This is a genomic window from Streptomyces tamarix, assembly GCF_032423885.1.
GTDB classification, from domain to species: Bacteria; Actinomycetota; Actinomycetes; order Streptomycetales; family Streptomycetaceae; genus Streptomyces; species Streptomyces tamarix.
The window spans coordinates 1-13,520 of the sequence record NZ_JAWCTQ010000017.1 but is presented as its reverse complement, the minus strand read 5'-3'; the positions used below and the strand labels follow the sequence as shown (position 1 = coordinate 13,520).

12 protein-coding genes and 1 riboswitch are annotated in these 13,520 nt (G+C 75.5%); of the genes, 11 read left to right on the top strand and 1 reads right to left on the bottom strand.

The genetic code is table 11. The features are described 5' to 3' along the window. Positions 1-20: 20 nt before the first annotated feature. Positions 21-962 carry a myo-inosose-2 dehydratase gene (gene iolE / locus RND61_RS15670; protein ID WP_315878560.1) on the top strand — a complete coding sequence of 314 codons (942 nt, stop codon included), beginning with the start codon at positions 21-23 and terminating at the stop codon, positions 960-962. 38 nt (positions 963-1,000) lie between these two features. Beyond that, positions 1,001-2,260, top strand: a complete 1,260-nt coding sequence (locus RND61_RS15665) for an FG-GAP repeat domain-containing protein (RefSeq protein ID WP_315878559.1) — start codon at positions 1,001-1,003, stop codon at positions 2,258-2,260. Between the two features lie 90 nt (positions 2,261-2,350). Here the strand turns inward: RND61_RS15665 and RND61_RS15660 are convergent, their stop codons facing one another. Continuing rightward, entirely contained in the window at positions 2,351-4,213 is a 1,863-nt protein-coding gene (locus tag RND61_RS15660) for an SIR2 family protein (protein ID WP_315878558.1), read from the bottom strand. A gap of 1,312 nt (positions 4,214-5,525) precedes the next feature. Here RND61_RS15660 and dhaK point away from each other — a divergent pair. From dhaK to RND61_RS15615, 9 genes are all read left to right on the top strand, one after another. Further along, positions 5,526-6,518 carry a dihydroxyacetone kinase subunit DhaK gene (gene dhaK, locus RND61_RS15655; protein WP_315878557.1) on the top strand — a complete coding sequence of 331 codons (993 nt, stop codon included), beginning with the start codon at positions 5,526-5,528 and terminating at the stop codon, positions 6,516-6,518. A gap of 5 nt (positions 6,519-6,523) precedes the next feature. Then, positions 6,524-7,126 carry a dihydroxyacetone kinase subunit DhaL gene (gene dhaL, locus RND61_RS15650; RefSeq protein ID WP_315878640.1) on the top strand — a complete coding sequence of 201 codons (603 nt, stop codon included), beginning with the start codon at positions 6,524-6,526 and terminating at the stop codon, positions 7,124-7,126. Further along, positions 7,123-7,551, top strand: a complete 429-nt coding sequence (locus tag RND61_RS15645) for a PTS sugar transporter subunit IIA domain-containing protein (protein WP_315878556.1) — start codon at positions 7,123-7,125, stop codon at positions 7,549-7,551. The genes dhaL and RND61_RS15645 overlap by 4 nt, the downstream gene beginning before the upstream one ends. A gap of 34 nt (positions 7,552-7,585) precedes the next feature. After that, positions 7,586-7,787, top strand: a riboswitch (cobalamin riboswitch). Positions 7,788-7,815: 28 nt separating this feature from the next. Beyond that, positions 7,816-8,508 carry an energy-coupling factor ABC transporter permease gene (locus RND61_RS15640; RefSeq protein ID WP_315878555.1) on the top strand — a complete coding sequence of 231 codons (693 nt, stop codon included), beginning with the start codon at positions 7,816-7,818 and terminating at the stop codon, positions 8,506-8,508. After that, entirely contained in the window at positions 8,505-8,894 is a 390-nt protein-coding gene (locus tag RND61_RS15635) for an energy-coupling factor ABC transporter substrate-binding protein (RefSeq protein ID WP_315878554.1), read from the top strand. The genes RND61_RS15640 and RND61_RS15635 overlap by 4 nt, the downstream gene beginning before the upstream one ends. A 5-nt stretch (positions 8,895-8,899) precedes the next feature. After that, positions 8,900-9,646: a cobalt ECF transporter T component CbiQ gene (gene cbiQ / locus RND61_RS15630; RefSeq protein WP_315878553.1), complete on the top strand. Its 747-nt coding sequence runs from the start codon at positions 8,900-8,902 to the stop codon at positions 9,644-9,646. Next, positions 9,646-10,494 carry an energy-coupling factor ABC transporter ATP-binding protein gene (locus RND61_RS15625; RefSeq protein WP_315878552.1) on the top strand — a complete coding sequence of 283 codons (849 nt, stop codon included), beginning with the start codon at positions 9,646-9,648 and terminating at the stop codon, positions 10,492-10,494. Before cbiQ ends, RND61_RS15625 begins: the two co-directional genes overlap by 1 nt. Positions 10,495-10,613: 119 nt before the next feature. Next, positions 10,614-12,653: an NADPH-dependent 2,4-dienoyl-CoA reductase gene (locus tag RND61_RS15620; protein WP_315878551.1), complete on the top strand. Its 2,040-nt coding sequence runs from the start codon at positions 10,614-10,616 to the stop codon at positions 12,651-12,653. Positions 12,654-12,740: 87 nt separating this feature from the next. After that, positions 12,741-13,286, top strand: coding sequence for a PadR family transcriptional regulator (locus tag RND61_RS15615; protein WP_315878550.1), 546 nt, complete (start codon positions 12,741-12,743; stop codon positions 13,284-13,286). Positions 13,287-13,520 lie beyond the last annotated feature (234 nt).

Here is a 13,520-nt window from a genome sequence, read left to right as displayed (position 1 = left end):
CCCGACCCCTGGACCCCACCATGCCGGTACAGACCACTGCGCGCCCGGAGGGCATCCACCTGGGCATCACCCCCACCTGCTGGACCAACGACGACTTCCCGCTCATCGGCAACGACATCCCCATGGAGCAGTGCCTCAGCGAGATCGCGCTCGCCGGCTTCGAGGGGTGCAGCATCGGCCACACCTTCACCACCGACGTCGACGCGCTGATCGCCGCGATGCACCTGCGCGGCCTCAGCGTGAGCGAACCGTGGGTGAGCACGTACTTCACCGTGCCCGACGGCTCCGGGCGCACCGCCCGCGAGCTGCTGAAGGTGCTGGAGTTCCTGAAGCGGTTCAACGAGGGCGACCCCCCGGTGCGGACCAGCGTCATCGGCGTCGCCGAGTTCGGCGGGTCCGCCCACCTCCAGGCGCTCAGCCTGCGCTGCAACAAACCGGAGTTCACCGACGAGCAGTGGGCCGACCTGTGCGAAGGGCTGGACAAGCTCGGCGAGATCACCGCGAGCCAGGGCTTCACCCTGGCCTACCACCCCCACATGGGCACCGGCGTCCAGACCGAGCAGGACGTCGACCGGCTCATGCGGCACACCGACCCGCGCCACGTCGGCCTCCTGCTGGACACCGGCCACCTCACCTGGGCGGGGGCCGACCTGACGGGAGTCATCGAACGCCACCGCGACCGCATCGCGCACGTCCACCTGAAGAACGTCCGCAGCGACGTCCACGCGGACCGCACCCTGGCCGACGGCAGCTTCCGCGAGTACATCGAGGCGGGCATCTTCACCGTGCCCGGCGACAGCGACGGCGGCGTCGACTTCGACGCCGTCCTCAAGGCCCTCCGCCCGGGCGAGTCCTACCGGGGCTGGCTGGTGGTGGAGGCCGAACAGGACCCGCACGCCGGGCACCCGCCGCTGCACCACGCCCAGACCGCCCGCGCCTACCTGGCCCGGGCCCTCGGCTGACCCGATCCGACCGCACCCCTCACCGGAAGGCACCTCCCATGGGCGCGAGCACCCCCCTGAACATCCGCCTCCCCCGGTTCACCCGCGAGGTCCTGGAGGACAACCTCAACGAGGGCTACTGGCTGGAGGCCCCCGACATCGACGGCGACGGCCGGCCCGACCTGGTCGGGCACGGGCTGTACCTCGGCGAGCTCTACTGGTACCGGAATCCCGACTGGCAGCGGCGGCTGGTCGCCGACGGCTTCCACATGCCGATCGGCGCCCACTGGGGGGACATCTCCGGCAACGGCCACCCCGACGTCGTGGTCTGCTACGAGCTGTACGGCCCGGGCGGCCGCATCGACGACCCCGACCCCCGGGGCGGGAAGATCGACTGGATCGAGAACACCGGCGGACCCGACTACGAAGCGCGCTGGAAGCGCCACTACATCGGCCGTGAGACCGCCATGCACCGGCTGCGCCTCGGCCACTTCACCCAGACCCGCAAGCTCGAACTGATGGCCCTGCCGACCGTGGGGGCCCGGCACGTCCACGCCCTCGTCCCCGTCGTGCTGTTCAGCCCCGGCGGCGACGTCCGCCAGCCCTGGGACAAGCGCGTCATCGACGGCACCCACTTCCGCATGATCCACGGGGTGGAGATCCAGAAGAACCCGCTGCCCGGCCACGGACACCTCGACTCGATCCTGCTCGCCACCGAGGAGGGCGTGACCTGGCTCCACTACGACGAGCGCGAGCACCGGTTCACCACCACGCGCGTCGGCTCCGGCGAACAGGAGCGGTTCGACCAGACCGGATTCAAGGGCAGCGGCGACGTCGGCGCCGGACGGATCGGGAACGACCCGCACGCGTACGTCGTGGCCACCGAGCCCTTCCACGGCAACACCGTGGCGGCGTACGTCAAGGAACGGCCCGGCACCCCGGTGGCCGAGGCGACCTGGCGCCGGATCGTCCTGGACGTCTTCGGCGACCCCAACGAACTCGGCGAGGGCCCGAGCCACCAGATCGTCTGCGCGGACTTCGACAACGACGGCGACGACGAGTTCCTGGTCGCGCTGCGCGGGCCGTACCCCTGGCAGGGCGTCTTCTACTACAAGGTGCTGGACATCGCCGCCGGTGTGTTCACCAAGTGGCGGGTGTCCTCGGACAGCGCCGCGAGGATCGCCATCGCCGACTTCGACGGCGACGGCCGGCTCGACTTCGCCACCATCGCCTACAAGGTCGACAAGTACTTCCTCGCCGAGGACGCCAAGCTCTGCCTGTTCCACAACGCCATCGAGGAGGCCGCCGGCCGGTCGTAGCCGCCCGACACCACCCCGCCTCGGCGGGTGCCTTCGCGGTCGGCTCCCGCGCCCCCGCCGCCGGAGCCGGCCGCGGGGGCGCCCGCCGTGTCAGCGGAACGGCTCCCGTCCCACCACCTCCATGTAGCTCTGGACGCACAGGACGTCCACGACGGCCGCGGCCGTGTGGGCCCGTTGGATCTCGCCGTCGAACGCGCCGCTGCGGAGCATGGGCCAGGACTCGGAGAAACGGGCCTGCACGCGCGCGGCGACACGGAGCCGCCCTTCGCCGTCCCAGCGGTCCGGAAGGGTGAACTCGCCCAGCGTCATCGGGGGTTCCGAGAGGTCCACCTGGAGGAGCACGGTGAGGTACTCGTAGTGGTCGAACGCGTCGGAGATCGCGCGGTCGCTGCCGGCGGCCGGTTCGGCGAGCGCCTCCCGCAGCCGTTCGCGCAGCCACGTGCTGTGTGACGTCTGGGCGAGCGGCGGCGGGTACGGCTCGTCCAGGAGGGCGTTGAGGAGTTCGCCGGCGCCGAGGACTTCCCCCGTGCGCAGGGCCAGCACGGCGGGCTTGGGGTCGGTGGAGGTCCGGCGGGAACCGGGGTGGGTCGCGGAGGGGTGGGCGAGGACCGGTTCGAGCAGCAACCGGCCCAGCAGGTCGTCGCGGCCGGCCAGGACGGCGGCGCTGCCGGCGGCGGACAGGGCGAGCAGGGCCGGGTACAGGTGCAGTGCGGCGCCCGGCTCGCCACCGCCGTCCCCGCGCACGTTCAGCAGTCGCTGGAGCGCGCGCACCCACACCCGCGCGTGCGTCCCGGCCTCGTCGTGGAACGCGCCGACGGCCATCAGGTGCAGCAGCGTGTCGCAGTCGCTCTGGTACCGCTCCAGCCTCTCCCGGTACGCCTCCGGGCCCGCGGCCCGCTCGACGGGCGGGTAGCGGCGGCCGTCCGCGAGGCGTTCCACGACGCGCATCGCCTCGGCGTCCACCAGCTCGTGCAGCTCGATGCGGCGGACCGGGTCGGGCAGGGCGCGTTTGAGGCGCGCCACGGACAGTTCCCGGGTCGGCGCGGGCGCCGCCAGGTGTTCCAGGGCCTCGACCCGGGTCAGGAGGCCGGGGAAGAACTCCCTGGCCGTCAGGCCCTGGATCACCACGGCCTCGTTGCGGGCGACGAGCTCCGCGGCCTTGCCCCGGGGGCCGTGCGGGACGGCCCAGAACACGGGATAGCGGCGCGTGGCGCGACGTTCGAGGCAGGCGACCAGCGCGCGGTCCCACTGGGCCGACCAGCCGCAGACGATCAGTCCGTACTCGTCGAGCACCTGGTCCACCAGGCCGGCCCAGGCGGCCGGGTACTCCTCCAGCTCGCGCTCGGTGTTGCGGGCCTCCAGGTCGGTCAGGTCGCCGTGCAGTTTGACGACCGTGGCCCGGGCGTGCGCCAGCGGTGTCATCCCGGGGAGGCTGTTGGGGCTGTGGATGACCTGCGGCTGCACCCCCGCGGCTTCCAGCGCCTGCTCGGTGAGCCGGTCGAAGTTGGTGGTCAGCACCACGCGCACCCAGCCCCGCGCCACCAGTTGGGCCACCGCGTGGTGCGCCACCCCGGGCCGTTTGAGCCCCTCCTGCCGGTCCTCGTCGTCCGGCTCGAAGTAGCCGCGCAGCAGTTTGTGCCGGGCGGCCGGGGTGCCGCCGAGCGCCTCCAGCAGGGCGGAGTAGCCGAGCGGTCCTCCGTCCCCGTGGCGGGCCCACCAGGCTTCGGGGTCGGTGACGGCGAGCCGCACGTCCGCGCCCCGGGCGATGGCGGCCCGGCGCACCAGGTCCGTGACGATCTCCCATCCCGTGGGCACGCCGGCGTCCCGCGACATGCCCGCGCCCAGCAGCAGGGCGTACACGCCGGGCCCCGCCTGCACGCACATGGCGAGTGAGATCACGGGATCGAGACCCCGCACCGCCGCCGCCGCTGCCGGCTTGTCGTGGTCCGTCATACCCTCACTGTGCGTCGGCGGCCCCCGGCCCGCCTCCCGGGCGCGCCCCCTGCGCCACCACCCGGCCGGCGTACGGCTCCCGGGCCCGCGGGCCCGGCGGGGGCGCGGTCCGTGCCCGGCGCGGGGAGGCCCGGCCCCGGCTCTCCCCGCCGTCCGCCCCCGGTCCCGCCGGGCACCGCCGCCGTGGTGGCGGGCGCGCCGGGACGCCGGAGGCGGGGCGCCGGACGTGGCGGGACACCGGGGGCGGGGCGCCGTGTCGCCACCGCGACCTCACCGGAAGGCCGCGCGGGGCGAGGACGCGGCGCGGGCGCCGGGAACCCTGGAGGGCGGGCACGGCCGGTCCGGAGGAGGGGAGGGCGCGCGGGGCGGCCGGGTCGCCGGTCGCAGCGGGGAGGGCGGGGCGGGAGGCGTACGACCGGCGTCGAGGGCGCGGTCCGCCCGGCCGGAGCCGGCGGCCGGGGTCCTGGCTCCCCCTGCCGACGGCGTGGGCCTCCGCTCCCGCGCCGGAACCGACCGCGACCGGTCGCGCGGGGCCCGGGACCGGCCGCACGGGGCGGTGCGCGCGGCGCTCTGCGTCCTCACCCCGGCGCGGCGGTGTCCCCGCGGCGCGCGACGCGCTCCGGGGGCACCGCGTGCGCGCTCTGAAGTCCCGCGTGCGCGCTCCGGGGCGCCGGTTGTCCGGCCCGGCCGGTGGCGGGTGACCGTGAGAGCACACCGGGCCGTCCACACGGAGGCCGTGCCGCCGTCCTTCACGCGGACGCGCCCGCGGGGGAACCGTCGGCCGGGGCGCCCGGCGCCCCTCCGGAACCCCCGGGGCCCGCCGCGCCCCGGTCCTCTCGGAACCGCGGCCCTTCGCGCGGGTCGTCCCCGAGCGGCGGTCCTCCGGTGCCACCGCGTCCGTCCCGCCGCGCCCGAACCGCCCGGCCGCCCCCGGCCGTTGCCGGGCCTCCCCGCGTCCGGCGGCCGGCCCGTCGCGCCACCGGGGGCTCACCTCCCGTGGGCGTGCCCGCCTCCACGCGCCCCGAGGAGGGCGTGCGGGACGGACGGCCGCCTTGCGGCCGCCCGGCGGGTCCGTGACCGGAAGGACCCTTCGTACGGTGCGCCCCCGCTCGACGCGGTGCTTCGAACGGACCGGCGCTCCCGCCCCTTTACTTGATGCCATGTCAGGCGACTCGGCATAGAGTCGGACCAGCCCCGCCGGGGACCCGCCCCCGAGGGCCGTGGACCGCCAGGACCCGCCTCTCGCGGAGCAGCCCCCGGGCTGTGAGGACACGCCCGCTCCCCTACGAGACAACCTTGCCGGGAGGCACCGTTGAAAATGCTGATCAATGTGCCCGAGACCGTGGTCGCCGACGCCCTGCGGGGGTTCGCGGCCGCGCATCCGGAGCTCACCGTGGACGTCGAGAACCGGATCGTGGTGCGGCGGGACGCGCCCGTGGCCGGGAAGGTGGCGCTCGTCTCGGGGGGCGGGTCGGGGCACGAGCCGTTGCACGCCGGGTTCGTGGGGCCCGGGATGCTCTCCGCGGCCTGTCCGGGAGAGGTCTTCACCTCGCCCGTCCCGGACCAGATGGTGCGGGCCGCGGCCGCGGTGGACAGCGGCGCGGGGGTGCTGTTCGTCGTGAAGAACTACACCGGTGACGTACTGAACTTCGACATGGCGGCGGAACTCGCCGAGGACGAGGGCGTCCAGGTCGCCAAGGTCCTCGTCGACGACGACGTGGCCGTGCCGGACGGCCTGCACACGGCCGGGCGGCGCGGGACCGGGGCGACGCTGTTCGTGGAGAAGATCGCGGGGGCGGCGGCCGACGAGGGCGCGCCGCTGGAGCGGGTCGAGGCGGTCGCCCGGCGGGTGAACGCCGCGTCGCGGAGCTTCGCGGTGGCGCTGAGCGCGTGCAGTACGCCCGCGAAGGGCGGCCCCACGTTCGACCTGCCGCCCGGCGAACTGGAGTGGGGCGTCGGCATCCACGGCGAGCCGGGGCGGGAGCGGCGGCCGATGATGACGGCGCGGGAGATCGCCGACGCCGCCGTGGACGCCGTACTCGACGACCTGGACCCGTCCGGGCCGGTGATACTGCTGGTCAACGGGATGGGCGGGACTCCGCTGCTGGAGCTGTACGGCTTCGGGGCCGAGGTGCACCGGGTCCTCGGGGAGCGCGGGGTGCCCGTGGCGCGGACGCTCATCGGGAACTACGTGACGTCGTTGGACATGGCGGGCGCATCGGTGACGGTGTGTCAGGCCGACGAGGAGCTGCTGCGGCTGTGGGACGCGCCCGTGCAGACTCCGGCGCTGCGGTGGGGGCGGTGAGCGCCGTGTTGGACGCCGGGTTCTTCCAGCGGTGGATGGCCGCCGCCGCGGCGGCCGTGGACCGGGAGGCCGACCGCCTCACCGACCTGGACTCCACGATCGGCGACGCCGATCACGGGGCGAACATGCGGCGCGGCTTCGCGGCGGTGACGGCGGCGCTGGAGGCGGAGCCGCAGCCCACGCCGGGCGCGGTGCTGCTGGTCGCGGGGCGGCGGCTGGTCTCGACGGTCGGCGGGGCGTCCGGCCCGCTGTACGGGACGCTGCTGCGCCGCGCGGGCAAGGCGCTGGGCGACGCCGCCGAGGTGACGCCGCAGGCCCTCGCCGAGGCGCTCGGCGCGGGCGTCGCGGCGGTGGCTCAGCTCGGCGGGGCGGCGGCCGGGGACAAGACGATGCTGGACGCGCTGGAGCCCGGTGTCGACGCGCTCGGGCGGGGCGGCGACTTCGCGGTGGCCGCGCGGGCCGCCGCCGAGGGCGCGGCGGCGACCGTGCCGATGCTCGCCCGCAAGGGGCGGGCCAGCTACCTCGGGGAGCGGTCGGTCGGTCACCAGGACCCGGGTGCCACCTCGTCGGCACTGCTGTTCGCGGCGCTCGAGGAGGTGGCCGCGTGACCGGGGCGGGCACGGCGAAAGCGGGCGGGCCGGTCGGGATCGTCCTCGTCTCGCACAGCGCCCAGGTCGCCGCGGCCGTCGTGGAGTTGGCGCGCGGCCTGGCCGGTGGGGCGGCCGGGGTGCCGGTGGCGGCGGCGGGCGGCGGTCCGGACGGCGGGCTCGGCACCGACGCGGAGCTGATCGCCCGGGCGGCGCACGAGGTGGACCGGGGCGCCGGCGTGGCGGTGCTCGTGGACCTGGGCAGCGCCGTCCTGACGGTGAAGGCGCTGCTCGCCGAGGGCGACGAGCTGCCGGAGGGGACGCGACTGGTGGACGCGCCGCTCGTGGAGGGCGCGGTCGCGGCCGTGGTCACCGCGGCGGCGGGCGGCGGACTCGAAGCGGTGGAGGCCGCGGCCTCAGAGGCGTACCAGTACCGCAAGGCGTGACCGGGACGCGGTTGTGAGGGGGCAGGACAACGCACTACTGTCGCAGGGCCTTGGTGTACGGGAAACCGGTGTGAAACCGGTGCGGCCCTCGCCACTGTGATCGGGAAGTCCGGCTCCACCCCCCGCGAAGGCGGGGAAGCCACTGGACCGCCGCGGGAGACCGCGGCGTCCGGGAAGGCGGAGCCGAGGCGGTACGACCCGTCAGCCAGGAGACCGGCCAAGGCGCGTTGTCCATCCACGAGGTGCTGGAGAGGGTCTTCCCACATGCACATAGCCGAGGGGTTCCTGCCCCGGGAGCACGCGGTCGCCTGGACGGTGGCGGCCGCCCCGTTCGTCGTCCACGGTGTCCGGGCCCTGACCCGGGAGGTCAGGGCCAACCCCGATTCGACGCTGCTGCTCGGCGCGGCGGGGGCGTTCACGTTCGTCCTGTCCGCGTTGAAGATCCCGTCCGTGACGGGCAGCTGCTCCCACCCCACCGGTACGGGGCTGGGCGCCATCCTGTTCCGGCCGCCGGTCATGGCGGTGCTCGGCACGATCACCCTGCTGTTCCAGGCGCTGCTGCTGGCGCACGGCGGGCTCACGACGCTCGGCGCGAACGCCTTCTCCATGGCGGTCGTCGGCCCGTGGGCCGGGTACGGGACGTACCGGCTGCTGCGCCGGTCCGGTGTGCCGCTGATGGGAGCCGTGTTCTCCGGCGCGTTCGTCGCGGACCTGTCCACGTACTGCGTGACGAGCGTGCAGCTGGCGCTGGCGTTCCCCGACCCGGGCAGCGGCTTCGCGGGGGCGCTCGCGAAGTTCGGGGGGATCTTCGCGGTGACGCAGGTGCCGCTCGCGGTCAGCGAGGGCCTGTTGACGGTCCTGGTGATGCGGCTGCTGCGGCAGTCCAGCAAGGGCGAGTTGGCGCGGCTCGGGGTGCTCCCGGCGGCGGGCGCGACGAAGGGGACGACGGTCCGATGAGCCGTGACGCGAGGATCAACGCCCTGATCCTGCTGGTGGTCGCGGCGCTGGCGGTGCTGCCGCTGGCGCTGGGTCTCGGCGAGGGCGAGGAGGAGCCGTTCGCGGGCGCCGACGCGCAGGCGGAGACGGCGATCACGGAGAACGCCCCGGACTACGAGCCGTGGTTCACCCCGCTGTACGAACCGCCGTCCGGGGAGGTCGAGTCGGCGCTGTTCTCCCTGCAGGCGGCGCTCGGTGCGGGGGTGCTGGCGTACTACTTCGGGCTGCGGCGCGGCCGGCGGCAGGGCGCGGAGCGGGCCCGGGCCGGTGCCTCCGCCGGTGCCGGGGGCGGGGGCGGTGCCGCGGCCGGCGCCCGGGCCGACGGGCCCGCGGCGTCCGGGGAGTAGCGCGGGTGCTGCCCATCGACGTGGTGGCGCACGGCAGTCGCTGGCGCCGCCGCCATCCGGCCGAGAAGGCCGTGCTGGGCTTCGGGTTGACGGGGTGCGCGGTGTCCCTGCCGCCGTGGCCGGGCGCGGCCTTGGTCATGGCGGTGGCGGTGGCGGTGCTGCTGGGCCCGGCCGGGGTGGCGCCGCGCCGGCTGTGGCGGGCGTGGCGGCTGCCGCTCGGGTTCTGCGTGACGGGCGCCGTGCCGCTGCTGTTCCAGGTCGGCGGTCCGGCCGGGTTCGTGGCGCTGGCGCCGGGAGGCCCGGTGCACGCCGGCCAGGTGTTGCTGCGCACGTCGGCGGCGTCGCTGGGGCTGCTGCTGTTCGCGTTCACCACGCCCGTGTCGGACGTGCTGCCCCGGCTCGTGCGGGCCGGGGTGCCGGCGCCGGTGGTGGACGTCGCGCTGGTGATGTACCGGATCGGCTTCCTGCTGCTGGACGCGGTGGCGCGGATCCGGCAGGCGCAGGCGGCGCGGCTCGGGCTGGCGGGCCGCGCGGCGGCGTGGCGGTCGGTGGCGGGGCTGGCCGCGACGGCGTTCGTGCGGGCCTTCGACCGGGCGGCGCGGTTGCAGACGGGGCTCGCGGGGCGCGGTTACGACGGCACGCTGCGGGTGCTGGTGCCCGACGCGCGGGTGGACCGGCGTTTCCTCGCCGCGACGGCGGCGCTGCTGGCGGCGGTGGTCGCCCTCACCCTGGTACTGGAGAGGTGGCTGTGATGCCGGGACCCGCCGTGGTCGAGCTGGTCGGGGCGGGGTTCGCCTACGAGGACGGTCCCGCCGTGCTGTCCGGGATCGACTTCGCCGTGCCGGAGGGGCGGTCGCTGGCCGTGCTGGGCCGCAACGGAAGCGGCAAGACGACGCTGCTGCGGCTGCTCAGCGGCGGGCTGCGGTGCCGAAGCGGACGCCTGCGGGTCGCCGGTGAGGACGTGGCGTACGACCGGAAGGGCCTCACCAGGCTGCGCACGACGGTGCAACTGGTGGTGCAGGACCCGGACGACCAGTTGTTCGCGGCGTCGGTGGGGCAGGACGTGTCGTTCGGGCCGATGAACCTGGGGCTGCCGGAGGGCGAGGTGCGGGCCCGGGTGCGGGCGGCGCTGGAGGCGCTGGACATCACGGCCCTGGAGGACCGGCCGACGCACCTGCTGTCGTACGGGCAGCGGAAGCGGGCGGCCATCGCGGGCGCCGTGGCGATGCGGCCCCGGGTGCTGATCCTGGACGAGCCGACGGCGGGGCTCGACCCGCACGGGCAGGAGCGGCTGCTGGCGGCGCTGGACGGGTTGCGGGGGTCGGGGACGACGGTGGTGATGGCCACGCACGACGTGGACCTGGCGCTGCGGTGGGCGGACGACGCGGCGGTGCTCACGCCGGGCGGGCTGCGCGCGGGGCCGGTGGAGGAGCTGCTGGGGGACGCGGAGCTGCTGGACGCGGCGCGGCTGCGGCGGCCGTGGGCGATGGCGGTGGCGCGGCTGCTGCGGGCGCGGGGGCTGATGGGCGCCGACGAGCCGGTGCCGGGCACGCCGGAGGAGCTGGACGCGTGGGGGGCGCGGTCCGCCCGGCGGGGGTGACCGGCCGCGGGGCGGGGGTGCCGCAGCTCACGCCCTCCTGATTATGCAACTTGTTGCACAACGGGGGCGCGGTCGTCTACAACAGGGGCGATGACACCGCGCGCGAGGAGGCGCCCCGCATGACCCCGACCCCGAGCCCGAGCCCGTCCCCGTACCCGCACCTGCTGAGCCCGCTCGACCTGGGCTTCACCACCCTGCCCAACCGGGTGCTGATGGGCTCCATGCACGTCGGCCTGGAGGAGGCGGAGAACGGCTTCGAGCGGATGGCCGCCTTCTACGCGGCCCGCGCCCGGGGCGGGGCGGCCCTCATCGTGACGGGCGGCATCGCCCCGAACGAGGCGGGGCGGCCGTACGACGGCGGCGCCAAGCTCACCACCGCGCAGGAGGCGGGGCAGCACCGCGTCGTGACGGACGCGGTGCACGCGGCGGGCGGGCGGATCGCCCTGCAGATCCTCCACTTCGGCCGCTACGCGTACCACCCCCGGCTGGTCGCGCCGAGCGCCCTCCAGGCGCCGATCAGCCCGTTCGTCCCGCACGCCCTGACGGACGCCGAGGTCGAGCAGACGGTCGAGGACTACGTGCGGACGGCGGAGCTGGCGAAGTCCGCCGGGTACGACGGCGTCGAGATCATGGGCTCCGAGGGCTACCTGATCAACGAGTTCATCGCCGCCGCGACCAACCACCGCGACGACCGGTGGGGCGGCTCGTACGAGAACCGGACGCGCTTCCCGCTGGAGATCGTCCGCCGCACCCGCGAGCGGGTCGGGGAGGACTTCATCCTGATCTATCGGCTCTCCATGCTGGACCTGGTGCCCGGCGGCTCGTCGCTGGAGGAGGTGGTCGCGCTGGCGAAGGAGATCGAGGCGGCCGGCGCGACGATCATCAACACCGGCATCGGCTGGCACGAGGCCCGGATCCCGACCATCGCCACCTCCGTGCCCCGCGCCGCGTACACCTGGGTCACGAAGCGGCTGATGGGCGCCGTGTCGGTGCCGCTGGTCACCGGCAACCGCGTCAACACCCCCGAGGTCGCCGAGGAGGTCCTGGCGGACGGACGCGCCGACATGGTGTCGCTGGCCCGGCCGTTCCTCGCCGACCCGGACTTCGTGGCGAAGGCGCGCGGGGGCCGTCCGGAGACCATCAACACCTGCATCGGCTGCAACCAGGCGTGCCTGGACCACACCTTCAGCGGCAGGATCACGTCCTGCCTGGTCAACCCGCGGGCCTGCCACGAGACGGAGCTGGTCCTCTCCCCCACGCGGCTGCGCAAGCGGATCGCCGTGGTCGGCGCCGGGCCGGCCGGCCTCGCCTGCGCGGTGACGGCGGCCGAGCGGGGCCACGAGGTCACGCTCTACGACGCCGCCGAGGAGGTCGGCGGCCAGCTGAACGTGGCGAAGCGGGTGCCGGGCAAGGAGGAGTTCGGCGAGACGCTCCGCTACTTCCGCACGCAACTGGAGCTGCGCGGCGTGGACGTGCGGCTCGGCACGCGCGTCTCGGCCGGCATGCTGGACGGCTACGACGAGGTGGTCGTCGCCACCGGTGTCACCCCGCGCACCCCGGCCGTCGACGGCGTCGACCACCCGAGCGTCGTCGGGTACCTGGACGTGCTGCGCGGCGGCGCGCCGGTCGGTGAGCGGGTGGCGATCCTGGGCGCGGGCGGCATCGGCTTCGACGTCGCCGCGTACCTCACGGACGGCGGCGAGGGCGCGAGCCTCGACCCGGAGACGTACTTCCGCCAGTGGGGCGTCGACACGTCGTACGGCGAGCGGGGCGGGCTGCGCGCCCCACAGCGGCCGAGGCCGCCGCGCCGGGTGACGCTGCTCCAGCGCAAGACGACCAAGGTGGGCGCCGGCCTGGGCAAGACGACCGGGTGGATCCACCGGACGGAGCTGAAACACCGCGGCGTGGCGATGGTCGCCGGGGCGGCGTACGAACGCATCGACGACGAGGGCCTGCACATCACGGTCGACGGCGAGGCCCGTACGCTGCCGGTCGACACGGTGGTCCTGTGCACCGGCCAGGAGCCGTGCCGCGACCTGTACGACGAGCTGGCGGCGGCCGGCGTCCGGGCCCATCTGATCGGCGGCGCGGACGTGGCGGCGGAGCTGGACGCGAAGCGGGCGATCGACCAGGGCACGCGCCTGGCGGCGACGCTGTAGGCGCGGGTCGCCCCACCCCGCCCGGGGCCGCCCGGGCCGGGGCCGCCCGCCGGGGTGACGCGGTCCGCCGGTCCCTAGGATGCGGGCATGTCACTCCCGCACGCGATCCTCACCGCTCTGCTCGAGAAGCCGTCCTCGGGTCTCGAACTGACCCGGCGCTTCGACCGGTCGATCGGCTACTTCTGGTCGGCGACCCACCAGCAGATCTACCGGGAGTTGGGGAAGCTGGAGCAGGCGGGGCTGATCCGCGCCCTGCCCGCCCCGGCGACGCCCGTCCGCGGGCAGAAGAAGGAGTACGAGGTGCTGCCCGCCGGCCGGGCGGAACTGGCCGACTGGACGCGACGGACCGAGGACCCGAAGCCGATCCGCAGCGCGCTGCTGCTGCGCCTGCGCGCCGCGGCCGTGGTGGGCACGGAGGGCATGGCGGACGAGCTGCGCCGCCATCGGGACCTCCACCAGGCGCAGTTGGACGAGTACCTGGAGATGGAGCGGCGGCAGTTCCCGCCGGAGCGGGACACGGAGGCGGACCGGCTGCGGCACCTGGTGCTGCGGGGCGGGGTCGAGCTGGAGCGGTTCTGGGTGGCGTGGCTGACGGAGGCGCTGGAGGGCCTGGACGCCCTCGACCGCCGGTGAGCACCGCTCTCCCGCGGCGCGACCACCGCGGGCGGTCCACCGGGACCTGCGGTGCCCGGCCGGGGCGTACGGGCCCGGCCTGACCCGCCCGGAGGGGCCGGCCCGTGCGGGCCGGGCGCCGCGGCCCCCGCGGGGCGGACCCGCGCGGCGGGCGCGGCCCGTGGGGGCGGCCAGGTCCGTGGAGCCCCCGTGCCGGCCGCGCCCGGGGGCGCGGGGGGGGGGGCCCCACCGTGG